This window comes from Rhizobium cerradonense, from assembly GCF_030182455.1.
Classification (GTDB): Bacteria; Pseudomonadota; Alphaproteobacteria; order Rhizobiales; family Rhizobiaceae; genus Rhizobium.
Window position 1 is genome coordinate 293,282 of the sequence record NZ_JAQJCK010000004.1, and the last position, 26,400, is coordinate 319,681.

Annotated in this window: 25 protein-coding genes; 11 read left to right on the forward strand and 14 right to left on the reverse strand. The window is 61.0% G+C overall.

Annotated features, from left to right (window positions below):
• Positions 1-89 precede the first annotated feature (89 nt).
• Positions 90-392, reverse strand: a complete 303-nt coding sequence (locus PH547_RS11995; RefSeq protein ID WP_104825259.1) for a hypothetical protein — start codon at positions 390-392, stop codon at positions 90-92.
• A 900-nt stretch (positions 393-1,292) separates the two neighbouring features.
• Between PH547_RS11995 and PH547_RS12000 the strand changes: the two genes are divergently transcribed.
• The 3 genes from PH547_RS12000 to PH547_RS12010 all read left to right on the forward strand — a co-directional run bounded on the left by PH547_RS12000 (position 1,293) and on the right by PH547_RS12010 (position 4,129).
• Positions 1,293-2,306, forward strand: a complete 1,014-nt coding sequence (locus PH547_RS12000) for an ABC transporter substrate-binding protein (RefSeq protein ID WP_260303196.1) — start codon at positions 1,293-1,295, stop codon at positions 2,304-2,306.
• 109 nt (positions 2,307-2,415) lie between these two features.
• Positions 2,416-3,234, forward strand: a complete 819-nt coding sequence (locus PH547_RS12005) for an ABC transporter ATP-binding protein (protein WP_104824718.1) — start codon at positions 2,416-2,418, stop codon at positions 3,232-3,234.
• Positions 3,235-3,247: 13 nt separating this feature from the next.
• On the forward strand, positions 3,248-4,129 hold the full coding sequence (locus PH547_RS12010; RefSeq protein ID WP_104824717.1) for an ABC transporter permease: 882 nt from the start codon (positions 3,248-3,250) through the stop codon (positions 4,127-4,129).
• A gap of 86 nt (positions 4,130-4,215) precedes the next feature.
• Here PH547_RS12010 and PH547_RS12015 read toward each other — a convergent pair whose 3' ends face one another.
• Entirely contained in the window at positions 4,216-4,806 is a 591-nt protein-coding gene (locus tag PH547_RS12015) for a sugar O-acetyltransferase (RefSeq protein ID WP_104824716.1), read from the reverse strand.
• A gap of 348 nt (positions 4,807-5,154) precedes the next feature.
• Between PH547_RS12015 and PH547_RS12020 the strand changes: the two genes are divergently transcribed.
• Positions 5,155-5,868, forward strand: coding sequence for a DNA helicase (locus PH547_RS12020; protein ID WP_104824715.1), 714 nt, complete (start codon positions 5,155-5,157; stop codon positions 5,866-5,868).
• Between the two features lie 40 nt (positions 5,869-5,908).
• Here PH547_RS12020 and PH547_RS12025 read toward each other — a convergent pair whose 3' ends face one another.
• The 4 genes from PH547_RS12025 to PH547_RS12040 all read right to left on the reverse strand — a co-directional run bounded on the left by PH547_RS12025 (position 5,909) and on the right by PH547_RS12040 (position 11,363).
• On the reverse strand, positions 5,909-7,324 hold the full coding sequence (locus PH547_RS12025) for a sensor histidine kinase (RefSeq protein WP_104824714.1): 1,416 nt from the start codon (positions 7,322-7,324) through the stop codon (positions 5,909-5,911).
• The gene (locus tag PH547_RS12030; RefSeq protein ID WP_104825258.1) at positions 7,314-7,982 is read right to left on the reverse strand and encodes a response regulator; all 669 of its coding nucleotides are present in this window, start codon (positions 7,980-7,982) and stop codon (positions 7,314-7,316) included. The genes PH547_RS12025 and PH547_RS12030 overlap by 11 nt, the downstream gene beginning before the upstream one ends.
• 62 nt (positions 7,983-8,044) lie before the next feature.
• On the reverse strand, positions 8,045-9,838 hold the full coding sequence (locus tag PH547_RS12035) for an alpha/beta hydrolase family protein (protein WP_104825257.1): 1,794 nt from the start codon (positions 9,836-9,838) through the stop codon (positions 8,045-8,047).
• A gap of 10 nt (positions 9,839-9,848) precedes the next feature.
• Positions 9,849-11,363 (reverse strand): lipopolysaccharide biosynthesis protein, encoded by a 1,515-nt coding sequence (locus PH547_RS12040; protein ID WP_104825256.1) that lies wholly within the window; start codon positions 11,361-11,363, stop codon positions 9,849-9,851.
• Between the two features lie 185 nt (positions 11,364-11,548).
• Here PH547_RS12040 and PH547_RS12045 point away from each other — a divergent pair, with 185 nt between their 5' ends.
• Positions 11,549-12,403, forward strand: a complete 855-nt coding sequence (locus PH547_RS12045) for a glycosyltransferase family 2 protein (RefSeq protein ID WP_104824713.1) — start codon at positions 11,549-11,551, stop codon at positions 12,401-12,403.
• Here the strand turns inward: PH547_RS12045 and PH547_RS12050 are convergent.
• Positions 12,370-13,572, reverse strand: a complete 1,203-nt coding sequence (locus tag PH547_RS12050; RefSeq protein WP_104825255.1) for a glycosyltransferase family 4 protein — start codon at positions 13,570-13,572, stop codon at positions 12,370-12,372. The two genes, PH547_RS12045 and PH547_RS12050, sit on opposite strands and share 34 nt — an antisense overlap.
• 287 nt (positions 13,573-13,859) lie before the next feature.
• A complete protein-coding gene (locus tag PH547_RS12055; RefSeq protein WP_034522129.1) occupies positions 13,860-14,096 on the reverse strand; it encodes an Lrp/AsnC ligand binding domain-containing protein in 237 nt (78 codons plus the stop codon).
• A 178-nt stretch (positions 14,097-14,274) separates the two neighbouring features.
• Between PH547_RS12055 and PH547_RS12060 the strand changes: the two genes are divergently transcribed.
• From PH547_RS12060 to PH547_RS12070, 3 genes are all read left to right on the forward strand, one after another.
• Positions 14,275-15,558: an NAD(P)/FAD-dependent oxidoreductase gene (locus tag PH547_RS12060; RefSeq protein ID WP_285168322.1), complete on the forward strand. Its 1,284-nt coding sequence runs from the start codon at positions 14,275-14,277 to the stop codon at positions 15,556-15,558.
• Between the two features lie 88 nt (positions 15,559-15,646).
• A complete protein-coding gene (amaB, locus tag PH547_RS12065) occupies positions 15,647-17,182 on the forward strand; it encodes an L-piperidine-6-carboxylate dehydrogenase (RefSeq protein WP_285168323.1) in 1,536 nt (511 codons plus the stop codon).
• Between the two features lie 89 nt (positions 17,183-17,271).
• Positions 17,272-18,261: an Ldh family oxidoreductase gene (locus PH547_RS12070; protein WP_285168453.1), complete on the forward strand. Its 990-nt coding sequence runs from the start codon at positions 17,272-17,274 to the stop codon at positions 18,259-18,261.
• Positions 18,262-18,311: 50 nt separating this feature from the next.
• On the opposite strand, the gene PH547_RS12075 is transcribed toward PH547_RS12070, so the two are convergent.
• The 5 genes from PH547_RS12075 to PH547_RS12095 all read right to left on the reverse strand — a co-directional run bounded on the left by PH547_RS12075 (position 18,312) and on the right by PH547_RS12095 (position 22,160).
• Positions 18,312-19,637 carry a glucoamylase family protein gene (locus PH547_RS12075; protein ID WP_285168324.1) on the reverse strand — a complete coding sequence of 442 codons (1,326 nt, stop codon included), beginning with the start codon at positions 19,635-19,637 and terminating at the stop codon, positions 18,312-18,314.
• Positions 19,638-19,794: 157 nt separating this feature from the next.
• Positions 19,795-20,010 carry a TetR-like C-terminal domain-containing protein gene (locus tag PH547_RS12080; protein ID WP_104824709.1) on the reverse strand — a complete coding sequence of 72 codons (216 nt, stop codon included), beginning with the start codon at positions 20,008-20,010 and terminating at the stop codon, positions 19,795-19,797.
• A 171-nt stretch (positions 20,011-20,181) separates the two neighbouring features.
• Positions 20,182-20,745 carry a TetR/AcrR family transcriptional regulator gene (locus PH547_RS12085; protein WP_104824708.1) on the reverse strand — a complete coding sequence of 188 codons (564 nt, stop codon included), beginning with the start codon at positions 20,743-20,745 and terminating at the stop codon, positions 20,182-20,184.
• A gap of 4 nt (positions 20,746-20,749) precedes the next feature.
• Positions 20,750-21,214 carry a nuclear transport factor 2 family protein gene (locus PH547_RS12090; RefSeq protein WP_104824707.1) on the reverse strand — a complete coding sequence of 155 codons (465 nt, stop codon included), beginning with the start codon at positions 21,212-21,214 and terminating at the stop codon, positions 20,750-20,752.
• A gap of 82 nt (positions 21,215-21,296) precedes the next feature.
• A complete protein-coding gene (locus PH547_RS12095) occupies positions 21,297-22,160 on the reverse strand; it encodes a DMT family transporter (protein ID WP_260303195.1) in 864 nt (287 codons plus the stop codon).
• Between the two features lie 106 nt (positions 22,161-22,266).
• Between PH547_RS12095 and PH547_RS12100 the strand changes: the two genes are divergently transcribed.
• Positions 22,267-23,685 (forward strand): aminotransferase-like domain-containing protein, encoded by a 1,419-nt coding sequence (locus tag PH547_RS12100; RefSeq protein ID WP_285168325.1) that lies wholly within the window; start codon positions 22,267-22,269, stop codon positions 23,683-23,685.
• Between the two features lie 63 nt (positions 23,686-23,748).
• Here PH547_RS12100 and PH547_RS12105 read toward each other — a convergent pair whose 3' ends face one another.
• Complete coding sequence (locus PH547_RS12105) at positions 23,749-24,033, reverse strand: hypothetical protein (RefSeq protein ID WP_104824705.1); 285 nt, start codon at positions 24,031-24,033, stop codon at positions 23,749-23,751.
• Positions 24,034-24,272: 239 nt separating this feature from the next.
• On the opposite strand from PH547_RS12105, the gene PH547_RS12110 reads away from it, so the two are divergent.
• Both PH547_RS12110 and PH547_RS12115 read left to right on the forward strand, forming a co-directional pair.
• Complete coding sequence (locus tag PH547_RS12110) at positions 24,273-24,929, forward strand: response regulator transcription factor (protein WP_104824704.1); 657 nt, start codon at positions 24,273-24,275, stop codon at positions 24,927-24,929.
• Positions 24,926-26,305, forward strand: a complete 1,380-nt coding sequence (locus PH547_RS12115; protein ID WP_104824703.1) for a sensor histidine kinase — start codon at positions 24,926-24,928, stop codon at positions 26,303-26,305. Before PH547_RS12110 ends, PH547_RS12115 begins: the two co-directional genes overlap by 4 nt.
• Positions 26,306-26,400 lie beyond the last annotated feature (95 nt).

The window sequence follows — 26,400 nt, forward strand, 5'->3', positions numbered from 1 at the left end:
AAATGTTGGTAAATTTCAACCAAAAGTCCTGGCGCCAGAGATTTTCCCCCGAACGTCAAAGAGATAATCGGCTGAAAAGAACCTTCGCGTCAATGTGGACTAAAGTCTGAGGACGATCTGCAATTGTATAAGGGACACACCGGATTGTCTTTGGTCGGTACGCGGGCGGGAGCTGCGTAGTGGCCGGTTCCGCATTGTCCGTCGCCGGCTACATAGCGGTCATAGAGCACCACATTGCCGCTCTTCGAGGGGTAGCGAAGCAGCGCCGCGCGCTCCCGCGAAATTATCTGCTGCATCGATGCGCAGGTTTGCTTGAGTGAATCATAGCGCGAGATCGCCAATGCCGGATCGGCAGTCGCCAATAAAAGCAAAGTTGCGCCCACGATGTTCATGGATGTTCCCTCGATGAACATAGCTCGTCTCAGATGCGCCACTCAGAAATCTTCAGGGATCTGGGCTCGAGATTTTACGGGTGCAAGAGCCGGCGGCCCAGCAGGCGCCGATCTTTCGTCGGCGATCCCAGGAGCAGTCTGCTGCTCACGGCGTTTACTACATTAATTTTTTCTTAAATAACGCAAGGTTAGTCTTTTCAACCATGTGATTATGGGAATTGGTCATTCTCGGGAGGAGCGGAGTGGGGCCGGAAGCAAAAATTTTTTGCTATAACGCTCATTTTTTTCGAGAGAAGCTTGGTTATATTTCCTATTATAAAATCAACGAACTAGCGTATTGCGCGACACGAAACTCTAACACTGGTTGAGTGAGAGAACCAAAATTGGTCGAAATCGCGTCTTGACCCTGTTATATTAGGTGGTCTTAATGCCCTTCGTCCGGTCGTGCCCGCGCCCGGACAAGTTGCTGGAGTATTAGGCCCGCTGCACCAAGAACAGCGGGTCCTTTTTTCACTTCCATTTTTTTGTTTTTTTGCGGGGCCCGCCATGCTGATGCAGCAGGGGGGTCAGCGAGCCCCGGCCGTCCAAGCACGGCGGCACGACGATCAACCAGAACTCCGCTGCCGTCCACAAACCGCTGCTTTAATTGCTGCTGATGCAACTCGCACAAGCATTGCAAAGCGTGGGTACTCGCAAATATTTGCATTGGGAACACCGGCACTTCCCAACTTCAAAAGGTCTGCTGGCGGTGGTTGAGAAAAAAATCGCGATGCCGTTCTGCGGGAATTCCGCTGAAAGCTGACTGAAAGGTTGCCCGCGCTAGGCTTGCCCAGCTTCGTGGAGGAAGCACATGCCGTGCGCGAACATCTGACGCAGGCATCCTAACAGGAGGAGACACTCATGCGTTCATCGCGCACGCTTTTTCATACCGTTGCCCTTTCCCTCGTCATGACCGCCGCTTCCCTCGGCGCCACGGCAGCGCATGCTGCCGACAAAATTTCCATCATGGTGGGCGGCTATGAAAAGCAGATCTATCTGCCGGCCAAGCTTGCGGAAGGCCTCGGCTACTTTAAGGACGAAGGCCTCGATGTCGAGCTTCTGAACGAATCCGCCGGCGTCGATGCCGAAAACCAGCTCCTCGCCGGTGCCGTCCAGGGCGTCGTCGGTTTCTACGATCACTGCGTCGACCTGCAGGCCAAGGGCAAGTTCATCGAATCCGTCGTGCAGTTCAGCCAGGCACCGGGCGAGGTGGAACTGGTGTCGGCCAAGCATCCGGAAATTAAGTCCTTCGCCGATTTGAAGGGCAAGAGCGTCGGCGTTACCGGCCTCGGTTCTTCCACCAACTTCCTGACGCTCTTCATGGCGTCCAAGGCGGGCCTGTCGCCGGCTGACGTCACCCCGGTTCCGGTCGGTGCCGGCCAGACCTTCATCGCAGCCATGCAGCAGGACGCCATCCAGGCCGGCATGACCACCGAACCGACGATCTCGCGCATGCTGAAGACCGGCGAAGCTTCGGTTCTCGTCGATCTCAGAACCTTGAAGGGCACCGAGGCCGCTCTCGGCGGCACCTATCCGGCCGCGTCGCTTTATATGGACGCCGCCTGGGTCGATGCTCATAAGGAAGAAGTGCAGAAGCTCGCAAACGCCTTCGTCAAGACGCTGCGCTTCATCAACACCCATTCGGGTGCCGAAATTGCCGAGAAGATGCCGAAGGATTTCTACGTCGGTGACAAGGAGGGCTACATCAAGGCTCTCGACGCCGGTAAGGAAATGTTCACGGCTGATGGCGTGATGCCGGAAGATGGTCCGAAGACGGTTCTCGCCGTGCTCTCGCAGTTCTCCAAGAACGTCAAGGGCAAGACGATCGACCTGTCGAAGACCTACACGACTGAATTCGTCAAGAACGTCAAGTAAGCAGTCATAACGCCGCTTCCGGAAGGTTCCGGAAGCGGCAGTTCAAGAGACTTTGCATTTCACTGGGCTTTGCGTGCACGCCCCGAAGGCACGCGTCAGGATCAGCACCATGCAACAGGATGAACGCCGCACCCCGGCGATCGAACTCATTAATGTCAGCCGCCGTTTCGTATCGCCGACGGGCAAGTCGCTGACCGCACTTCGCGATTTCAACATGACCGTCGAGCGCGGCGAATTCGTCGCCGTCGTCGGTCCGACGGGCTGTGGCAAGTCGACGACCCTCAATCTTGTCACCGGCCTTGCCAAGCCAAGCGCCGGCGAAGTCCGACTGATGGGCGGCCCGGTCAACGGCATCGACCCGCGCGTCGGCTTCGCCTTCCAGACGGATGCGCTCTTCCCCTGGAAGAACGTCATCGACAATGTCATGTCCGGCCCGCTGTTCCGCGGCAAGTCCAAGGCGGAAGCCGAAAAGAGCGCCAAGGACTGGCTCGCCCGCGTCGGGCTTTCAAAATTCCTGCATCATTATCCGCATCAGCTCTCGGGCGGCATGCGCAAGCGCGTTTCGCTGGCACAGACCTTCATCAACGAGCCGGAAATCCTGCTGATGGACGAGCCGTTCTCGGCGCTCGACGTGCAGACCCGCACGGTCATGCATGAGGAGCTCTTGAAGCTCTGGGCCGAACGCCAGGCTTCCGTCGTCTTCGTGACGCACGATCTCGAAGAGGCCGTGGCACTCGCCGACAAGGTCTATGTGCTGACCGCCGGCCCGGCGACGGTGAAATCGGTCTATACGATCGACCTGCCGCGCCCGCGCGTCGTCTCCGAGATCCGCTACGAGCAGAACTTCATCGATTATTGCAAGACGATCTGGGATGACCTTCGCGAAGAGGTCGAAACCAGCTATCGCCGTGCCGCTGAAGCGGCATAAGGGAGGATTGATCATGGCAAACACAGCCCTCGAAACAGGCAATGCCCCGATCTTCCGCGCCGGGACTTCGGATGCGGAAATCGAAGCCGCAGCGCTGAAGGCGCTCACCCGCCGCAAGTACGTTGTCGTGGCATGGCAGGTCGGCATTCTGCTCGCCATCCTTGGTCTCTGGCAGGTCGCCTCCGATCTGCACTGGATCGACCCGTTCTTCTATTCCAGCCCGTATGGCATCGCGTTGCGCCTGTGGGACTGGATCACCGAGGGCACCGAGAGCGGCTCGCTCTGGTATCATCTCGGCGTCACCATGGAAGAAGCGCTGATCGGCTTCGTCATCGGCTCGGTGACCGGCGTTCTCGTCGGCGTCGCTCTCGGCCGCAACAAACTCGCTTCCGATATCCTGTCGATCTACATCAAGGCGATCAACTCGATCCCGCGCGTCGTTCTCGCGCCGATCTTCGTGATGATCATGGGCCTCGGCCTTGCCTCCAAGGTCGCGCTTGCCTTCATCATGGTGTTCTTCGTGGTGTTCGCCAACGCTTTCCAGGGCGTTCGTGAAGCCGACCGCAACATGATCGCCAATGCCCGCATTCTCGGCGCTTCCAACTGGCAGGTGACCCGCAACGTCATCCTGCCGTCGGCAATGAGCTGGATTTTTGCAAGCCTGCACATCTCCTTCTCCTTCGCCATCATCGGCGCGATCGTCGGCGAATTCGTCGGATCGCTCGCCGGCATCGGCTACCTGATCTCGATCGCCAAGGGCACCTATGACGCAGCCGGCCTCTATGCCGCGATCATCCTCGTGATGGTGGTCACGCTCGGTGCCGAATACGTGATGACGCTCGTCGAAAACCGCATCACCAGATGGCGTCCGCAGCAGCACATGGACGTGCAATAAGCCCTCGAGGCACTCAGTTAACTCCCAAGGCCGGGCACCCCCACCCGGCCTCTTTTTTTGTCTGCCGGTCAGGCCCTACCGTATGCTCAGGGCTGAAAACCCGTTCTGTCCATCTCGGTGATCTCTCTAATTACCTTGCAAGGAACGCCCGCTGCAATCACACCTGCTGGAACGTCTTTGGTCACGACGCTACCTGACCCAATTATCGCGCCATCGCCAATGGTCACGCCCTGGTTGATGTGTACCCCGGCGCCAATCCACACCCCGTTCCCGATCCTCACCGGCTTCGCGTAACACGCACCCGCCGCGCGCTCGGAAGCATCAATTGCGTGGTTGGAGGTGTAAATGCCGACACGGGGACCGAACAGCACGTCATTACCGATCTCGATGCCGCCACCGTCCAGCAAGACGCAGTCGAAGTTGGCGTAGAAGTTGTTGCCGATAACGACGTTCCGACCGAACTCGCAACGGAACGTCGGCTCGAAAAGCACGTGCTCGCCCACCTTGCCCAACAGCTCACGAAGGATGCTTTCCCGTTCTGCGGACGTCTTGCCGAAGCTTGCATTGTAGCGGTTGGTCAGTAGAACGGCCTCCTCTCGAGCCTTGATCAGCTCGGGCGTCAGATCGTTGTACATTTTTCCAGAGCGGATGATTTCCAACTGGTCAGCAAGCGTCATGGGCACTCTCCCCTCAGGTATTGTTTGTGTTTTATTTGCTTAGTTAATACGCATGAACCGTCCATGAATGATTGCTGATGGGTGTTTCGACGACAGCTATGGCGAGCGAGCTTTGCTTGCGCCAAGTTGCCATATAAGCCGGGACGGCCGGGCGGCCGTTATTGTCCTATCGCGCAATTTCCTCCGGATGAGAATCAGCTTATGGTCCGATTCCGGCAAAGCCCATGCCTCCCCCCTCCATCCGGGAAAGTATCGTTCATGCGGGGCTGATCGATCATCGAACCGACTGTTCGAGCGCCAAGCATAAGGAGGGGTTGCAATCGTTGCTCGCGATAGGAGGTTTTACAGATGAGGCTTTCTGGCCCAATTTATCGCTTGAAGCGTAAAGCCCGGCTCATGTCGCGCGAGGAGAATATTCCCTTGCATGAAGCGCTGGACCGAATTGCAGCCGAGGAAGGTTTCCGCGGCTGGAGCTTGCTTGCAGCTCGTGCGGACGCGACGACGCCCGCCGGTGAGATGTTCGCGCAATTGGATCCTGGCGACCTGGTGCTTCTGGGTGCCCGTCCGGGCCACGGCAAAACGCTGATGAGTCTGAGGCTGGCGGTCGAGGCGATGAAAGCCGGCAACCGTGGCATCTTCTTCACACTGGAGGATACCGAAAGGGCCGTTCTCGATCGTTTCCGCATGATTGGCGCTGAGTTCGAGTCTTTCAAAGACCGGTTCGAATTTGACTGTTCAGACGCGATCAGCGCCGACTATATCGTCGAGAGGCTGGCGTCGATGCCCAAGGGAACGCTGGTGGTCATCGATTACCTGCAAATCCTCGATCAAAACCGGCAGAAGCCGGAATTGATGGTGCAGGTCCTGACGTTGCGATCCTTTGCGCGTGAGAGAGGTCTGATCCTCGTCTTCATCTCGCAGATCGATCGGTCCTACGATCCGTCGATGAAAGCCTATCCCGATCTCAAGGATGTCCGTCTGCCCAATCCGCTGGATCTGGCGCTGTTCGACAAGACATTTTTCCTGAACAAGGGCGAAGTCCAGCCTCGGGCGGCAGGATAACGGTCCTGCTTCTTTCTGGTTGCTGGCGGTTGGGACTCGGTCAAACCGCCGGCAGCCTTACGGTCACTAACAAGCCGCCGCCGGGCGCGTCGCTGAGCGCGATCGTGCCGCCGGCGCCGTCGACGACTTCGCGGACGATGGCTAATCCGAGGCCGCTGCCTTCGGGCTCCGTGCCGATGATGCGGTAGAAACGCTCGAATACTTGCCCGCGTTCGGCCTCGGGAATGCCCGGACCGTTGTCCTCCACCGACAGTACGGCGTTGTTGTCATCAAGCCGGACCCCGACCGTGACGCGGCCATTGGCCGGGGTATAACGCAGGGCATTGTCGACGAGATTGACCAGCATCTCGCGCAGCATGGTGCCGTCGCCTTCGACATGGACCGGCGCGCCATCGGCCTCCAGTCCCAGGTCGATGTTGCGTCTCAGCGCTTCTTCCGCCAGGTTTTCCAAGACTTGCCGGGCGGTGGCAACGAGGTCGATCGTGTCGCTACGTGGACGGCGGCTGCCGGGTTCGGCCCGCGACAGGGTGAGAAGCTGGCTCGCCAGCCGTGTCACCTGCCTTGTACTGGAGCGTAGTGCCGTCAGGGCTTCGTCACGTCTGGCATTGTCGTCCTCGCGCGCCGCCACACTTGCCTGCGTCGAGATGAGCGCAAGCGGCGTGCGCAACTGATGGGCAGCGTTGGAGACGAATCGGCGCTGTGCCGCCATCTGGTTCTGCACCCGCTCCATATGATCGTTCAGCGCATGAACCAGGGGGCGTAGCTCGCTCTGCACCATATCCGGCTCCAGCGGGTCCAGCCGCTGGCGGCCGCGTTCGCGCACCGCATCACGTAGCCGCAGCACCGGTGTCAGACCGCGCTGCAGGCCGATAATGGTCACCAGGCCGGCGAGCAGCACGAGCACGAGCTGCTTGGTGAAATCCGAGAGCCACAGCCTGCGGCGCATGGCGTATTGGCTTTTGTGGGTGACGGCGACGGTGACGGAGATCGTGCTGTCTTCGCTAAGGCCGACGATCGGATGGTTCAGCATCATCAGCCGAACCTGATCGGCGCGGAATGTGGTATCTTCACCGACCTGCTGTTTCTTCGGTTGCGGCAGATCGGGATAGCCGGCGACGAGGTTCCCCCACGCGGTCACCACCTGATAGAAGACGCGGTCGCCATAACCGGTATCGAACATTTCCAGCGCCGCCGGTGGGAGATCGACTTGGACAGTGCCGTTTGCATCGACATGTACGGCTTCGGCGATGACGCGGGCCGATGCAAGCAGCGTGTGGTCGGTGACGAGGTCCGAGGTGGCGTTCGCCGAGTGGAAACTGAGGTACAGATTGACGCAGATCGCCCCGATCAGCGTCAGTACCACCCAGGCAAAGAGTTGCGCCCGCAGGCTGGAGGTCAGCCCTGCGATGGCGCGGCGCAGACGTCCCTTGCGTGCTTGGCTTTCGTCATTGCGCATGGCGAAGGAGATAGCCGAGGCCACGCAGCGTGGCGATCTGCACGGCGCTGCCTTCGAGTTTCTTGCGGACGCGGTGCACGTAGATTTCGATGGCGCTGGTGTCGGCGAGATCGTCGAAGCCAAAGACGCTTTCGGACAGCGCGGTCTTGGTGACTGTCGTGCCGACCTTCATGACGAGATGTTCGAGCACGGCATGTTCGCGCGGCGTGAGCGCCAGGGTTTCGCCGCCAAGAAAGAACTGCCGCGTGCCGCCGTCGAAGAGCAGGTCGCCCACGGCGATTTCGGGTGCGGCGCGATCATGGCCGCGGCGGACAAGGGCGCGGATACGGGCTTCCAGCTCGGCGATTTCGAAAGGCTTTGCCAGATAGTCGTCGGCGCCGCTGTCGAGCCCGGCAACACGGCCGTCGAGGCTGGCATTGGCGGTCAGGATGATGACCGGCACCTTGTTGCCGCTTTGGCGCAAGCGCTTCAACAGCGTCAACCCATCGATTTTCGGCAGTGACAGATCGAGGATGACGACCGCGTAACCCGCCACTTTCAACATATGTTCGGCGTCCTCGCCGTCATAGGCGATGTCGACGGCATATTGCGCCTGACGCAGCGCCTTGCCGAGCCAGGACGCCAGTTCGCGGTTGTCTTCGACGATCAGGAGCCTCATGGAGCAACTATACAGCAAGTACCCGATAGTGCGAGTGTTTCCGGAATTGCCGTGGCCCTATTTCAGCGCCGCCACAGCCTCAATCCCATCTCCTTCACCTCTCGCAAATATACTTTGCGCGCATAGGGCGGCGTCAGATTGTGGTCGGTATCGGGAATGATGGTGAGGCGGATGTCGGGGAAATTCTTGAGGCCGGCGGCATCTTCGCCGAAATGTTCGCGGAAATGATCGAGACCAATGTCGTGGGCGCTGTAGATCAGGGAAATATCGACTTGGCGTTTGACGAGCGAGCGGAAGCCGTTGATGACGGTTTCGTGCTCGCCGGCGAAGAACGGGAGAACGCCGAGGAGGGGGCGGCCGAGACGGACGGCGCGCCGCGCCAGCGCCACGACGATGTTGCGCGCCGCACTTTTGGCGTCGATCTGGCCGCCATAGAGCCGCTTCAGCGTCTCAAACTGCAGGAATTTCTGGCCGTAGGTCTCGAGCGAACGCGGCACGAAGCGCAGGGCTTCCTCCACGGGCTGGGTTTCATCCCAGAAGAAAGCATAGGGGTTGACGGTGATCAGACCGCCGCACCTGCCATCTTGGATAGCGCTCTGATAAGCGAGATAGCCACCGCTGCAGCGGCCAACGGCAAAGGCGGGCAACAGTTTCTCCGCCTCCAGAAGGTCGAGAGCGGCGCTAACGTCCTGAAGCTGCGCGGGGGAATAGAGCACCTGTTCCTGCGCATCGGGAAGCGGCGGACTGTCGGCGACGTTGGCGGTATCGAAACGCAGCGAGGGGATGCCGTCGCGTGCAAGCGTTCGCGCCATGGTCACCGACATTCGGCCCCAGCCAGCATGGCGGTCATAGGCCGTGGTCAAAAGCAATGCCGTCGCGCCCGCACGGGTGCCTGTGGGTTCGCAGAGAATGCCGGAGAGGCGGTTGCCCTCGCCAAAGCGCAGCGGCGTTTCGCGAAAACCGTCGCCGATCAGCGGTTCGGCGCGCGGCGCGCGGAGAATTCTGCGAGATGCCGTCGCGGATTCTTCCGTCGCGATCGACCGTGCCCAGTCCAGAACTTTCCGGCCGGCTTCGAGCGGCATGGTGGCTACGGTCGGGTTCGATACCAGCTCGTCATAGCCCTCATAGGCCGAGCGTTCGACGCGTGGGCCGAGGGTTTCGAGATGGGCAGCGAAATCGGCGTCTCCAGGGCGGCCGGGCCGCGTCAGGACAAGGCAATCCGGCGCGCTGATATGGGCAAGCGTCATCAGATTGAGTTTCTTGACCGCGGCGGCGATAGAGTCCGGCATCTGCAGGCTGGCGATGGTCACGCCCTCGGCCCGGCGTTGCGCTTCGGTGAGCCCCATGCCCTCGTCGATCATCTTCGACCAAACGGTCAATTCGCGCAGATAGGCGCGGCCGGAAATGGTCGGAGCCAGAAAGGCGATGCCGTCGACGCCGGAGAGCTGCTCTGCAATATCAAGGGCGACGACGCTTCCGAGCCCTTGGCTCACCAGGATAAGCCGCTCGCAGCCGGAGAGCGATCGCAGCATGCCGGCGGCGGCGAGGGCCGTGCCTTCCCAGAGCGCCAGTCCTTCACCCGGATCGGCAACGTCGAGCGCATCGCCGGTGCCGGCATAGTCGAAGCGGAGGCTGGCAATACCTTCCTTGGCAAAATCTTCGGCGAGAATGCGCCAGAATTTGCGGGTGCACATTTCCTCGAAACCCCAGGGGCTGAGGAACAATACGGCCGTCTGGCTCGTCGGTGCCGCGGCGGGCATGAACAGGCCGACAGTTCCGGCGAAAGTCACCGGCGTGGCGGCGGGGGTGACATCCTTAAGCGGGCCCTGGTATTCGGCGGCTCCCAACGCAGCCATGGCATTCTCCTCAAATTCGGCGCGGCGCCAGCCATGCCAGCGCGTGAACGGCAATCGGATGAGCGCGCCGGGGCAGACGCGCGGCAATTTGCTGAAGGACGGCGATATCCTCCGGCGGCACGGCATTCAGCAGCCGGAGCGCCAGGCCATAGACCAGGATGCCGGCAATGACGGCGCTGACGAGGCCGGGAATGCCGGGCAGCACATGGATGAAACCATAGGCCGCGGCGGCGCAGAGCGCGGATGCGCCGGTCACCTTGGCAAGGCTGACGAACATACTGTGCATCGAGCCCTCGAATTCCATGCGGCGCACCATCAGCACGCACATGGCGGAGAAGGCGAGCAACCGCACTAGCGCGGCACCTTCGCCGCCATACGAGGGCACTGCGATCAGGCAGCCGACGACCATGATGACGCTGGCGACGCCGCCGATGATGGTACGCTCGCGCATGCGGTCGATGGAGTAGAGATATTGCGTGCAGATCTGCATGAAGACGTAGGGAGCAGCCGTCAGCGACAGCAGCGCCACCATGCCGCCGCTCGGGCCGAAGGGCTTGCCGAAGATCGTTACCACCAGCTCAGGGGCGATCGCCGCAAGGCCGAAGCTCATGGGCAGGGTAATATAGGAAATGGCGCGCGCGACGCCCTCGAAGACATGAACCGGCAACTTGCCCGACGCCTGCGAATGCATCTGTTCGGAATAATAGGGCAGCAGGCTGCCGCTCAACTGCACCGGAAGCTGCAGCGCCAGATTGGCAAGCGACAGGCCGACGGCGTAGAAGCCGACTGCTTCGATGCCCCAGTAATGCTGCAGGAAGACCAGCTCGATGCGGTTCAGGAAGATCGAGCTGTTGATGAATTCGACCGAGAGAATGAGCGAGGAACTGACGAGATAGCCAAGGCTGACGCCGCAACTGTTCCGGCGCGCGACTGCGATCCTCAGGCTGGAAACGAACATCGGGAGCTGACCGATGGCATAGCCGGCAAGAGCGCCGCTGACGCCAAAGAAGATGGCGCCGAGAAGCACGGTGGCGAGCTGCAGCACCGAACTTGTCAGGGTGATGCGGAAGAAAGCGCCGAGCTGTTGTTCGCCGACCAGATAGTTCTTGCTGTAGGCGCCCAGCGACTGAAGGACGAAAAACGCGCCGGTGATGACGATGACGGACCATTCATCGTTTGCCCAATGCAGCCGCTCCGCTTCCCAATAAAAGGCCGTGTAGCCTGCGAGCAGGATCAGCGTCGACAGGATCGTCGGGTGCAGGAGGTAGGCCGCAAAGCCGCGCCGCTCCTCCGTCGAATAGCCCTGGACTTTTAGTTGCGGCAGTATGCGCAGTAGCGTGATGCCGGTGCCGAGTTCGGCGACGAGCGCGCCCGTGGTCGTCAACCAGAGCGAAAAGGCGATGATGCCGTTAGCTTCCGGGCCAAGCAGGCGGGCAGCGATGATCGAACAGGCAAAACCGGTCGCCAGCAGGGTCAGCCCCGCCGCCGCGTTCAACGCCGAATTCGCCATGATGCTCTTCGTCATGAAGATTACCGTTCCCCAGGTCGCAGAAATTGGCCGCAAATGCCGGCTCTTCATGGAGATAGCGCCTGCTGTATTTCATATGCCTTAATATTTACCGTCTATTCCTAATGTAACTTTCATTTTTACTTCGGCTAATATGCATATTTCCGATATTGGCTGTCTTGCCGCTTGTTCGGGAGTCCTCTTTGTTCAGCCTCATCGTCTGTACGATCGACCGCTTCGACCAGTTGGAACGACTGTTTCAGTCGCTGATGAGTCAGCGTCACAGGGATTTCGAGGTGGTCCTTGTCGACCAGAATCCTGACGATCGGCTGTCGGAGCTGATCGGAAGCTTCTCGCCCTTCTTCATGATCCGCCATGTCCGCTCGGCCAAGGGCCTTTCGCGGGCACGCAACAACGGAATGGCCGCCGCGAATGGCGACTATGTCTGCTTTCCCGATGATGATTGCTGGTATGAGCCCGATACGCTGGAGACGGCGGAGCGGCTGTTTGCCGCGCACCCGGAGCTTGCCATCGTCACCGGTCGTACACTCGATGCCGACGGCTTGGCCTCCGTCAGCCCGACAGGCGAAACGTCGCTTGCGGTGACGCGCTGGAACTATCTGAAATGCGGCAACTCCAACAGCATTTTCGTGCGCCGTGCGGCGCTGGCCGCCATCGGCGGCTTCGACGAGAATCTCGGGGTCGGCTCGGACTCGCCATTCCAAAGCGGCGAGGAGGCGGATTTCCTGCTGCGTGCTCTTGCTGCAGGCAAGCGGCTGATGTTCTTTCCGGAATTGATCGTCCACCATGATCAGGTCACCAGCGAATATGGCCCGCGGCAGATCGAACGGGCGCGCAAATATGGCCGCGGCTTCGGCGCGCTGATGCGCAAGCAGCGCTTTCCGCTCGCCTATGTCGGCTACCGCCTGTGCAGGCCTGTCGCCGGCTGGCTGGCAGCGCTGGTGCGATGCAGGGTCGATACGGCGCGTTACAAGCGCGCCTGGCTGATGGGCATATTGGAAGGCTATGCGACCTGGCCGCGATGGCGCAGCGGTTGAGGCCGTTCGCCCCTTGGCGTCATGGCTTCGGCATAGACATCCACATAGCGTTGCGCGACCTCGTCCCAGGCATAGGCGCGGGCGTCATGAATGAGTTCTTCTCTCAGGCCCAGGCCTTCGGCACCGAGACGCGCGAAAGCGGCGGCTAGGGCATCGGCGGCGGTTTCCGGATTGGAAAAATCGGAAAGCATTAGCGTCGGATGGGTTTCAGCGAGCGCCTTGTAGGCATCGTTTGTGTGCAGCACCGGCAGCAGGCCGGCACTCATCGCCTCGATCGCCACCAGGCCGAAGCCCTCATATTCGGAGGCGGAAGCAAAAAGCGAGGCGCGGGCGATAACGTTGCGGATGGCGCCATTGTCAATCGACACATGCAGCGAGACATGGCGGCCAAGCTCGCGGACGGCGATTTCCTTCTCCAGCGCCGGCTGATCGAGATCGGAGACGGCACCGATAATGTCGAGATGCCAATCCGGATCGCGGGCGGCGAGCACCTTCATGACGTCAAGCATGCGGTCAAGCCGTTTGTTGACGGAGAAGCGGCCGATAGTGACGATGCGGCGGCGGGCTTCGAGCGCGGCGCAATTGGCGAATTTGCCGACATCGGCGCCGTTCTCGATCAGGCGGGTGCGGCTGGCGGCGATGCCGGAAAACAGCCGCTCGTCCGACAGGCTGCAACAGACGAGCTCGGCATAGGCAAGGGCCGAAAGCCGGGTTGCGGTGTTGAACCAGAGCTTCTTGATGGCGGCATATTTCGGCGTATGGAAGAAGCCGCCATGGGTGGTGGCAACCATCGGGCGGCCATGGAACAGCTTGCCCCAGGCAAGCGCGTCGAAGAAGAAATCGACGGCATGGACATGGATCAGGTCGGCATCGGCGATATGCTTGAAAACCTGCGGCGCCAAGGGATAGCGGCTGGAGCCGGACCAGGGGATGCGGACGATCTCGATATCATCGATGGTTTCGGCCGGTACAAGTTTATGGGTAGGATCGGAGAACAGGCTATTGCAGGTAACGACGCGGACACGATAGCCGCGGCGGATCAACTGCCGGCAGAGGTTGGCGACCACATCTTCCAGCCCGCCCTTGTTGGGCAGGAACTGGCGCACGACATGCACGATCAGCGGTCCCGAGGCATTCTGTGCTTGAATATCCGAAATAGCCGATGTCATTGACCCGCCCTCGATCTTTGGCCGCACAAAGCCGCGGCGATCAGGCGCGCGAAAGCGCCGTCTCTTGATCGGCGCAAAGCACACCATCTTGCTGGTTAAAAAGAGCTTAATTGCGGACGAGGGATCGCGCCGTTTCAAGCAAGAAGGTTAATATCGGAACATTCCGTCAGGGAAGGTTGGGCTTGTGCATGGCCCCTCACCCTTGCCCTCTCCCCGCACGCGGGGACAGAGTTGGGGTGAGGGGTCATCTCGGAAAGAGCGGCATAACTCCTCCTCAGCCGGACCTCTCAAAACGCCCGAAATGTCAGTGTGGTCAGCGAGCGGACGATGCCCGGGATATTGGCGATGTTGTCGTTGATGAACTTGCCGATATCCTGCTCGTCCTTGATGTAGACCTTCAGCAGCAGGTCGTAGTCGCCGCTGGTGGAATAGAGTTCCGAGACCAGCTCCGTCTGGTAGATCGCGTCGGCGACCTCGTAGGTCTTGCCGGGTGCGCATTGGAGCTGAACGAAAATGGGCTTCATGAGATTGTCCTGACTCTGTCGCGGCCGCGATGGCGGCCGGCGCTTTGCTCTATAATGGTCGAAAGCGGCGTGGCCATGCAAGTTTTTCTCTATCCACCGGATGTCGCGCTTGCCGCTTCCGCAAGTCGGGAGGTGGCGCTAGATTGACGGGATTCTTTTAGCCAACCGGATCGACTCGATGCTGAATGACCCTCGCTCTCACGGACTTTGGGAGAAGACTGCTCCGCCGCCGCCTGCGACCGGGCCGCTTGCAGGCGATGTTTCGGCCGACGTGGTGGTGGTCGGCGGCGGCTATACGGGGCTGTCCTCGGCGCTGCATCTGGCGGAAGCCGGAACCAAGGTGGTGCTGCTGGAAGCCAATGAAATCGGCTTTGGCGGCGCGGGGCGCAATGTCGGTCTGATCAATGCCGGCATGTGGGTCATGCCCGACGACCTGCCTGGCGTGCTGGGTCCCGTCCATGGTGAACGGCTGCTGGAGCTTCTTGGCGATGCGCCGAAGCTGGTAATGGCGCTGATCGAGAAACACGGCATCGCCTGCGAGCTGGAACGCAACGGCACGCTGCATTGCGCCGTCGGGTCCGAGGGACTGAAGGAGATCGAAGAGCGTGCCCGTCAATGGGGCAAGCACGGTGCCCCGGTCACCGTGCTCGATACGGACGAGACGGCGCGGCGGGTGGGGAGTTCTGCCTACGCGGGAGCGTTGCTCGACATGCGCGCCGGTACGCTGCAGCCGCTCGCCTATGTCCGCGGCCTGGCGCATGTGGCGGCCAAGGCCGGCGTTGTCATCCACACAAGCAGCCGCGTGACGGCGACCGAGAGGAATGGCGGGCGGTGGATCGTCAAAACCGCCGGCGGCAGTGTCAGTGCGGATTGGATCGTCGTCGCGACGGATGCTTACAGCACCGGTCCCTGGCAAGAGGTGCGCCAGGAACAGGTGCATCTGCCCTATTTCAATTTCGCCACCGTACCACTTGGCGACAATCTGCGCAGATCGGTGCTACCCGGTCGTGAGGGCGCGTGGGATACGAAGGAAATCCTGTCGTCCTTCCGCATGGACCAGGCCGGCCGCCTTGTCTTCGGCAGCGTCGGCGCATTGCGCAATACCGGGCTTGCCGTCCACAAGAACTGGGCGCGTCGTTCGCTGAAAAAGCTGTTTCCGCAGCTCGGAGATATCGCCTTTGAAAGTGAGTGGTATGGCAAGATCGGCATGACCGACAATGCCTTGCCGCGCTTCCATAGGTTCGCGCCGAATGTCGTCGGCTTTTCCGGCTATAATGGGCGCGGCATCGCGCCGGGCACGGTGTTCGGGAAAATAGTGGCCGACCATATTCTCGGCCGGGTCTCCGAAGCCGACTTGCCGCTGCCGGTGACCGATCCGCGCGAGCCCGGCTTCCGTGCGCTGAAGGAAATGTGGTACGAAGCCGGCGCCCAGGCTGCGCATTTTGTAGGCGCGAGGGACTAGAGCATCCTATCGGCTTGGTGATTTCACCTGAAAGCGGGATGTTCCAGGGACGGGAACCGGACCATCATAACAAGAAGAGGAAGATGACATGACCGCCACACTCGATCTCGCCGCCGAGACCAAGGCAATCCTGACCGAACTCGGCGTTGCCGCCGATCGCTACACGGGCGGAACACTTGCCGTCACCTCACCGGTAACCGGCGCTGAAATCGGCCGCCTGAGGGAGCATTCGGCTGCCGAAGCGAAGGCTGCGATCGACAAGGCGCATGAGGCGTTTCTTTCCTGGCGCGCTGTACCGGCGCCCAAGCGCGGCGAGCTGATCCGCCTGCTCGGTGAAGAGCTGCGCATCGGCAAGGCAGCGCTCGGCCGTCTCGTTTCCATCGAAGTCGGCAAGATCACCTCCGAGGGCCTCGGCGAAGTGCAGGAGATGATCGACATCTGCGATTTCGCCGTCGGTCTTTCGCGCCAGCTTTATGGCTTGACCATTGCCACCGAGCGTTCGGAACATCGAATGATGGAGAGCTGGCATCCGCTGGGGCCGATCGGCATCATTTCCGCCTTCAACTTCCCCGTTGCGGTCTGGTCGTGGAACGCGGCGCTCGCCATCGTCTGCGGCAACTCCACTGTCTGGAAGCCATCGGAAAAGACGCCGCTGACGGCGCTTGCCGTACAGGCCCTGTTCGAAAAGGCGCTGAAGCGCTATGTCGCCGAGGGCGGCGAGGCGCCGGCCAATCTCTCGACGCTGATCATCGGCGGCCGTGATGTCGGTGAGGTGCTGGTCGATCATCCGAAGATTCCGCTCGTTTCGGCGACCGGCTCGACAGCCATGGGCCGCGCTGTCGGTCCGCGTCTCGCCAACCGCTTCGCTCGTGCCATTCTCGAACTCGGCGGCAACAATGCCGCGATCGTCTGCCCAACGGCCGATCTCGATCTGACGCTGCGCGGCGTCGCCTTTTCCGCCATGGGAACGGCCGGCCAGCGCTGCACGACGCTGCGCCGCCTCTTCGTGCATGAAAGCGTCTATGATCAGCTCGTCCCACGCCTGCAAAAGGCCTATGGCTCGGTCACCATTGGCAATCCGCTGGAAACGGGCACGCTCGTCGGCCCGCTGATCGACAAGCAGGCCTTCGACAAGATGCAGGCAGCCCTCGGCCAGGCACAGTCGGCCGGCGGCAAGGTGACGGGTGGCGAACGCGTCGAAAGTGGCGCGGCCGATGCCTTCTACGTCCGTCCGGCCCTGGTCGAGATGCCGGCCCAGACCGGACCGGTCGAGCACGAAACCTTCGCGCCGATTCTCTATGTGATGAAGTACAGTGATTTCGACGAGGTAGTGGCGCTGCACAATGCCGTGCCGCAGGGCCTGTCGTCGTCTATCTTCACCAATGACATGCGCGAGGCGGAAGCCTTCGTCTCGGCGCGCGGTTCGGACTGCGGCATCGCCAATGTCAATCTCGGCCCTTCCGGCGCTGAAATCGGCGGTGCTTTCGGCGGCGAGAAGGAGACCGGCGGCGGCCGTGAGTCCGGCTCGGATGCCTGGAAGGCCTATATGCGCCGGGCGACCAATACTATCAACTACGGCAGGACATTGCCGCTGGCGCAGGGCGTCAAGTTCGACGTCGAGTAAGACGAGCGTCGCAATCCTTGCGTTGCGATGAGGAGTGCATGGGCGTAGAAACGTCTTCGCCCTCCTTCATCATTCCAAGGTCGCTCACCATGCATCTGTCGCTCGCCGAGGCCGAAACGCTGGTTGTGGAGGCGCTGCAGCGAAATCGAGTCAGTGCGGAAAACGCCCGTTCGGTGGCGGTCGCCCTCGTCGCGGCGGAGGCGGCCGGGCAGGGCGGCCATGGTCTGCGCCGCGTGCCCGCCTATGCCGGGCAGGCGAAGATCGGCAAGACCGACGGCTTCGCCAAGCCACAGCTCCTTCGACCCTATCCTGCCGTGCTGCGCATCGATGCCGGCAACGGCTATGCCTATCCGGCGCTCGATCTCGCCGTTGCCGAGCTTTCCATTGTTGCTCGCGAACAGGGGATCGCGCTGGCGGCCATCAGCCGCTCGCATCATGCCGGCGTCATGGGCCTGACGGTCGAGCGTTTTGCCGATCAGGGGCTGGTGGCGCTGATGGTCGCCAATGCGCCGGCATCCATGGCGCCTTGGGGTGGCAAAAGGCCCGTCTTTGGCACCAATCCGATCGCCTTCGCCGCGCCGCTACCGGATGACGATCCCATCGTCATCGATCTCGCGCTATCAAAAGTGGCGCGCGGCAAGGTCATGGCCGCCCGGCAGAAGGGCGCGCCGATCCCGGCCGATTGGGCGTATGACCGCGACGGCAAGCCGACGACCGATGCCGAGGAGGCGTTGGCCGGCACGATGATCCCCGCCGGTGAATCAAAGGGGGCGGCATTGGCCATGATGGTAGAGATCCTCTCCGCCGGCCTGACTGGCGCCAACTATTCTTTCGAATCTTCGTCGCTGTTCGACGATCAGGGTTCGCCACCCGCGCTGGGGCATACGATCATCGCCATCAATCCGGCGGCGATGAGTGCGGGCGATACGGCGCAGCGGCTGGCCCTGCTGGCAAGTGAGATCACCAGCGATCCCAATGTCCGCCTGCCCGGCCGGCGTGGGCAGAACTCACGACGCCTTGCGCTGAGTGAAGGCATCAGTGTCGAGGACGAAGTGATTGCCGCGATAGAGAGGCTTTGAGCCGCCGACGGTGATGGTCGGGTGCCTGACGGCCACCCGCGATCCACAGATCAGACGATCGCCGGCGCCGTCTGCCCTTCGTTCAGCCAGCCGCCGATAAAGCCGGCGCGTTCGAGGCCACGGCGCAGGATCGGCGATTGCCGCATCAGGTTCCAGATCAGCCCGCTGCGCTCATTTTCGATCATCATCACGAGCAGGCCCTGGTCGATGGCGACCGAGCGGTCGTCCACCCAGCCTTCTGGGCCTGGGCCTCTGACGCTGGGGTTGAAGCCACCGGGAAAGCGGCCGTCCAGCAACAGGTTCGGATAGGTGGAAAGCAGGGCCTTGGTGCCGTCGAGGGCGGCTTGGCGGTCGAACGGCAGGCAGGATAACGGGCCCCAGGGCGCGATCGTACCGTCGTCGGGACCGAGCGGCGCGCCGCGGGCGGCATAGCCGAGAACCTTAGGGCTGTAACGCCGGCTGTGCTTGGTGCCGGTCGGATTCGGGCCGTCACAGGCCGAGAGCCCCCAGATGTTCCTGGCATAGCCGACGAAGTGGCCCGGGTTGCGGTCGGTGTAATCGCGCTGAACGGCGATGGCCGTCTGGGTGTTGCGGAAATAGTCCGTGTCCTTGTCGGCCACATGCCGGTCGGCGATGCCGCGAAAATCGATCCAGGCGTGCGAGAAGAGGTGGATGAACAGCGGCCCGGCATAGAGATAGGGCGTGTCCTTGAACATCATCCAGGTATAAGTCGAGGCGAAGGCGTCGTAGCTCGATGACGGTATGGGATGGCTGGGCGAAGCGAGTGCCAGCACATAAAGAAAGATCGCCTCGTCATAGCCCTGGTAGCGCCAGCGCAGGAAACCGCTGCTCGGCTTCCAGCCCATGCTGATCGTCTTGCCCTTGTTCAGCGCCCAATGCCAATCGCAGCGCTCATAGAGAAACTGCGCCTGTGTGCGAATGTCCTCTTCGTTCTGATCGGGGCCGTTGAAATAGGCTGCCGCCGTCAATACGCCGAGCAGGAAAAGGCCGGTATCGATGGTGGAGAGTTCGCTGTTCCAGGCCCGGTTGCCGGTCGCCATATAGAGGAAGTGATAGTAGAAGCCGCGATGACCGGTGGCGCCTCGCTCTTCGCCCTGCTGGCTTTCGGCGAAAAAATTCAGCGCGGTCAACACGCGCTGGGCCGCATCCGCGCGGCTGATCCAGCCGCGTTCGACGGCGACGGGATAGCTCGACAGCGCGAAGCCGACGGCGGCGATGCTGCAATGGCTCGTCTTGATCGAAGTATCCGCCACCAGCCCATTTTCCGGATTGGTGTACAGCATGAAATAGTCGAAGGCCGAACGTTGCAGACGGTCGATCAACGCATCGTCGGTTTCGTTGGTCTGTTGCAGCATTGTCTGATCCATCTCCTCGGCGCCCCCCGGTTTCTGCTGAGCATAGGAGCTCGGACAGTTGCAAATCAAAGATGATTAATGCTGCCACGCTTTTGTGGACGATTGTTTAAAATCGGAGCACCCGTCAGATATACTAGCAGCGGCTGCCTCGAGAAGCTTAATCATCTACGACGCGGATGGCCGAAAGCATCGCGTCCAGCAAACTATCCGCCGTCTCGTCGCCAGGAAGCGATCTGATCATGCCGTCCAGGCGTCCCTCGAGCCGCAGCATAGCGAAGCCATGCACCAGTGACCAGAGGGCCGTCGCCTGCGCCGCCATCTGTAGCGGCGGCATCGATATGTCGGGTGCGCGGGCGGTGGCGGATGGTTTCATTGGCCCGACCGTAGCGCTGTTCCTGGCCGCGCTTGTTTCCTTCGTTCTTTGCTACGCGACCGGTTCATTCTCGGCAAAGTGCCAAAAATTCTGGATATCGGCACGACGATCCTGTTCTGCGGCCTTGCATTCTGGACAGCGGAAGAAGCGGCAGAACAATAGGCAGCCGGGTCACCCCAACTTGGCTTCCACCCGCTCCCGCCACCGTCGAAGCGTTCGCCCAAAAATCGCGTCGTCCCCCAGCGCTCTCGCAAGTATCAGTGCGCCCTGGATACCGACTACCGCTTCTTCGGCGAGCGCATTTGCTTCTGCCGTCTTGAGGCCCGCTCTCGTCAAAGCGCCGGCAAGTGCTTCGATCCATCGGTTGAAATAGGTCTGGATCGCCGCTGCGAAACGGTCGCGTGTTTCGTCGAGCGCGAAGGCGCCGATGAGACAGATGCGATGGCCGGAGCGGAAATAAGTGTCTGTTGTCTCCCACATGCGGGCAATGGCGGCGTGCGGTTCGTCTTCTTCGAGCGGCTTGAACATCTCGTTGACGAACCAGGCGTCGATATTGGCCATGATCTCCGCCGCCATCTCCTCCTTTCCGCCGGGAAAGAAGTGATAGAGGCTGCCCTTCGACAGTTTGGTACGCGCCGTGATGTTGCTCATCGATGCACCCTCGTAGCCGAGTTCACGAAAGACTTCGGCAACGAGGATGATGGCGTCCGATTTTTCGAAGATGGTGCGTGTCATCGTCTCAGAGTCCGAGATCGGAAAGCCCTGGATGGTCGTCCGGACGGCGGCCGAGCGGCCAATGGAATTTCCGGTCTTCTTCCTTGATCGGCATGTCGTTGATCGAGGCAAAGCGGCGCTGCATCAGGCCCTCGGCGTCGAATTCCCAATTTTCATTGCCATAGGAGCGAAACCAGTGGCCGCTATCGTCGCGCCATTCATAGGCGAAACGCACGGCGATGCGGTTGCCGTCGAAGGCCCATAGTTCCTTGATCAGCCGGTAGTCCAACTCTCTGGCCCATTTGCGGGTGAGGAATTCGACGATTTCCTTGCGGCCGCGCGGAAATTCGGCGCGGTTCCGCCACTGGCTGTCTTCGGTATAGACCTTCGAGACACGTTCGGGATCGCGGCTGTTCCAGCCGTCTTCGGCCATGCGGACTTTGGCGTTAGCGGTTTCGCGGGTAAACGGCGGCACGAGTGGGGTGGCCATAGCTTGCTCCTTTTGGACCGATAAGATTATTCTAGACCGATCGGTTTAGTAGAGCAAGAGCGAATTTGATTTTCTCGGGAGGCTATCGCGCGAATTTCTTTGCGCCCATGACACAGGCGACAACGCCGAGCGTCACCGCAAGCATGGACCAACTGACGCTTTCCTTCAGCAAGGTAGCGGCGAGCGCCAGGCCGAAGAAGGGCTGCAGCAACTGCAGTTGCCCGACGGCAGCAATGCCGCCCTGTGCTAATCCGCGATACCAGAAGATGAAGCCAATCAGCATGCTGAAGAGCGAGACATAGATCAGGCTGATCCAGGCCGGCTCGCCGATGCCGCCGATCGCCTGCGGCATGGTGAAGAGGCAAAGCGCGATCATGACCGGCAGCGACAGGACGAGCGCCCAGGAAATGACCTGCCAGCCGCCCAGCCGGCGCGACAGCACCGCGCCCTCGGCATAGCCGAGCCCGCAAACGAGGATTGCCGCCAGCATCAGCAAATCGCCGACCGGCGAGGCGGAGATACCTTGGGCCAGCGCATAGCCGCAGACGATGGCGCTGCCAACGGCGGAAAATATCCAGAAGGCCGGCCGCGGCCGTTCACCGCCGCGCAATACGCCGAATATGGCCGTGGCAAGCGGCAGCAACCCGATGAAGATGATCGAATGCGCCGAGGTGACGTGCTTTAGCGCCAGTGCCGTCAGCAGCGGAAAACCGACGACGCATCCAAGTGCCACGATGGCAAGAGGGATGATATCGTTGCGAACCGGTCGCTTCTCCCGAAATGCGAGCAGCAGGCACAACGCGAGAATGCCGGCAATCGCCGCGCGGGCGACCGTCAGGAAGACGGGATCGAAATCCATCACCGCCACCCGTGTTGCCGGCAATGAGCCGCTGAAGATCAGCACGCCCGTCATTCCATAGATCCAGCCGCTTGTCGTCTTGTCCATTCCGATGCTCCAAGTTTATCGGCCGGTATCGGCGAAGTCGGCTGGTCATTCCAGAGACGGCGCAGTACAATTTTTGCAAACTGTTATGGTGTGGGGTGCAGTACGGATGAACGATACCATTGTAACGAATGGGGCCAGCGGCACGCGCATCGAGGTCGTGATGGCGGCGATTTCCAATCGCATTGCCGCACGCAGCCTGGTGCCGGGGGCGCGGCTTCCTTCGGTGCGCAGCTTCGCCAGGACGATGCAGGTATCCGTTTCCACCGTGGTCGAGGCTTATGAGCGGCTGGCGGCCGAGGGCGTCATCCGCTCGCGGCCCGGTTCCGGCTTTTACGTCTGTGGGCCGCTCGCGCCGCTTTCCCTGTCGGAGATCGCTCCGCCGCTCGAACGCGATGTCGATCCGCTCTGGATTTCGCGGCAATCGTTGGAGGTGGACGATGCTGTGCTGAAGCCCGGTTGCGGCTGGCTTCCGCCCTCCTGGATGCCGGAAGCGGCGCTGCGTCGAGCGATGCGAACCCTGGCGCGGACCGGCGGGAGCGACATTCTCACCAACTATGGAACACCGCTCGGCCTGCCGCCGTTGCGGCAGCTTCTGGCACGGCGCATGGGCGAACACGGCATTACGGCGTCGCCTGATCGAATCATGCTCATGGAATCCGGCACGCAGGCCATCGATCTTCTCTGCCGTTTCCTGCTCGAACCGGGCGATACCGTGCTGGTCGACGATCCCTGCTACTTCAATTTCCACGCTCTCCTGCGGGCGCACCGGGCCAATATCGTCGGCGTGCCCTTCACGCCGACAGGGCCGGATATCGAGCGGTTTGCCGAGGCACTCGAAAGACATAAGCCGCGCCTCTACATCACCAATTCCGCCGTTCACAACCCAACCGGCGCCGCATTGTCGCCGGTGACGGCGCATCGCCTGTTGAAGCTGGCGGATGCTTCCAACCTGATCATCATCGAAGACGATATTTTTGCCGATTTCGAGCACGTGCCGGCGCCGCGGCTTGCCGCCTATGATGGGCTCGATCGGGTGATCCATATCGGCAGCTTCTCGAAGACGCTGTCGGCCTCGGTGCGCTGCGGCTTCATCGCGGCGCGGCGGGATTGGATCGACGGCCTTGTCGATCTGAAGATCGCCACCAACTTCAGCGGTGGCCAATTGGGGGCCGAGCTGTTGTTCTCGGCCCTGAAGGACGGAGGCTATCGCAAGCATATCGAGGCGTTGCGAGTCCGGCTTGCCAAGGCCATGAGCGAAACCATCTCCCGATTGGAGGCAATCGGCATCACGCCCTGGCTGAAGCCACAGGCCGGCATGTTCCTTTGGTGCCGGCTGCCGGAGGGGCTGAATGCGGCCGACGTCGCCCGCGCCTGCCTCGCCGAAGGCATCATCCTGGCACCCGGCAATGCCTTCAGCCAGAGGGATGCGGCAAGCAATTTCCTCCGCTTCAATGTTGCGCAATCAACGGATGCTCGCATTTTCGAGGTCCTGGCGGCGTCGATGCGGAGATTGGGGGCCGGATGAGCGGCGGCGTTCCCGCTCCGGTCCCAGGCGATGACAATCCGGCCAGCGGGAGTGCCGGATGCATTACTTATGCAGCATCTTCAAGGCGTCGATGAAATAGCTGTTGGCGCCGGAATAGTCGTCGGCCTTGCAACGCTTGAGACCCTCAGCCACCAGGGCGCTTGCCCGCTTTCTGTCGGCGGCGCTGATCGCCGATGTCTTCAACCCATTATTGATACTCTCCACCATTTTGGCGCATGGCGCGGAATTGCCGCTTCCCGTGGTTGCGGTGTTCGCGGCGAAGGCGGTGAAGGAAAGGGCGAAGGTGATTGAGATCAGCGACGGAACGACAAGAGCGAACGTTTTCATGTCCCTGCTGCCTCAGCTCCGCCCGCAGTCTACGGACAAGACATGCAGACCAAACGTCTTTGGATAGGGTCGAATGCCGAGAGAGGGATGGGAAAGACAATCGGACACTGGGAAGCAGCTCTAATACGCTCTTGCAGGTCTTGCTGAACTTAAGCATCACAGTATAGCTCCGCCACAAGGCCGCTTCAATTGCGGTTCACATCGGCTTTCTAATCCCCGTTGGCAAAATGAGATCGACCGTGCGTGTTCTGCTTGTTGAAGACGACAATATTCTCGGATCATCCCTCAAGAAGGCTTTGGAGAAACACGCTTACGGTGTCGATTGGATGCGCGATGGCGAGTCCGGTCTCGAAGCTGCGCAGCATTCGCATTTCGCGGCTGTTATTCTCGATATCAACCTGCCGCAGCTCAATGGCATGGAGGTGCTGAGAGGCATTCGACAGCGGGGCAATGCGGTGCCGGTTTTGCTGCTGACTGCGCTCGATGCGGTACGGCAGAAGGTCGAGGGGCTCGATGAGGGCGCCGATGATTACCTGGTCAAGCCGTTCGATCTCGACGAACTGCTTGCCCGCCTGCGCGCGCTGATTCGCCGCCGCGATGGGCGAACCGAAAGCCTCATACGATGCGGCGATGTCGAGGTCGACCCGTCGGCGATGGTCGCCCGCAAGGGCAGCGCGCAGGTTCATACCACCGCCAAGGAATTCCATCTGCTGAAGCTGCTCATGGAGCGCAGCGGCCGATACGTGACCAAGAACGATATCGAATATGCGCTTTACGATGCCGAGAACAGCGTCGAAAGCAACGCCATCGAGGTGACGATCTACAACCTGCGCAAAAAGCTCGGCACCGATTTCATCAAGTCGATCCGCGGCGTCGGCTACATGATCGAACGATGATCAGGTCCACGCTAACCCGCAAACTCTTCTTCAGGATAGCGCCGGTCGTGGCGGTGACGATCGTGGTGATCGGCGCCTTCGCGTTCAACAGCGCAACGCGCGAGATTAACAATATCTACGATGCCCAGCTCATCGATGACGCGAACGTTATCTGGAGCTTGCTGCGTCGCCCTCTGGAAAGATCGCCGGACCGCTCTCCGAAGAAGATCGACGACATCGACTTCAACATGGACAACCAGCTATCCTTCAATGAGGACGCCGACGACTATGCCGACGCCCACATGTTTCGCGCCTGGGTGGATGGCCGTATTCGCTTCTACAGCAGCACGGCGTTCCAGTCCGATGTGCCGCAGCAGAAGGTCGGCTTCACCACGCTCACCTATAAGGGAGAGGAATGGCGGGTCTACTCGCTGCCGATACCGAACACGACCATCGTCATGGAGATCGGCGAGAAGATCGCCCTGCGGGAAACGTTGGTCTCCAACATCCTGCTCAATCTCTTCTTTCCGCTGCTTGTGCTGGTGCCGGTCATCGGCTTCCTCATCTGGCTTGGCATCAACAGCGGCCTGCGCACGATCCACGGGCTAGTACGCCAGATTCGCACCCGGTCGCCCGACGATCTCTCCGCCATCCCTGTCCAGGGCCTGCCGCGTGACCTCTTGCCGCTCGGCCGCTCAATCAATCAGCTTTTGGAGAAACTCGGTCACTCATTGACCCTCGAGCGGCGCTTCTCCGATCTTGCGGCACATCAATTGCGCACCCCGCAGGCGAGCGTGAAGCTGCTGCTGCAGATGCTGGGCAACACCGACAGCGAGCAGGAACGGCAGACGATCATCGCCGACCTCGTGGCCAGCAACAATCGCGCCACACATCTGATCGAGCAATTGTTGCGGCTGGCCAGGGTAAGCCATCATCCCCTCAATCCGACACCCGTCCCGCTCTACCATATGGTGGCGTCTGTTCTGGCGGAATTCGGCAATATCATCACCAGCAGGCAGCTTGATGTCCTGCTGGAAGGCGACGAGACGGCGCAAGTCAAAACGGATGAATCGCTGCTGCGCATGATGATCGGCAACCTCTTGGACAATGCCATCAAATACACACCCGTTGCCGGCAAGATCGAAGTCGTGATCTCCTCTGAAAACGCGCTCTGGCTGATATCGATCAGCGACAGCGGGCCCGGCATACCGCCCGATGAGCGTGCTGCGGTCTTCCAGCGATTCTATCGGCTCAATACGCTTCACACTGAAGGGGCCGGCCTCGGTCTTGCGATCGTCGCCGATACGGCCGACCGGCTGGCGGCCTCAATCCAGCTATTGACGCCGCGTTGGGGCACCGGCCTGCGGGTCGATCTGCGGTTGCCCAAAAACCAATAGAGCGACCCCTATATACCCATCCGAGCGCTCGGTGCTCATCGCTGGACGGTTCAGCTTTTCACGAAGTCGTGGGGCTGCTCGTTTTTCATTTTCGC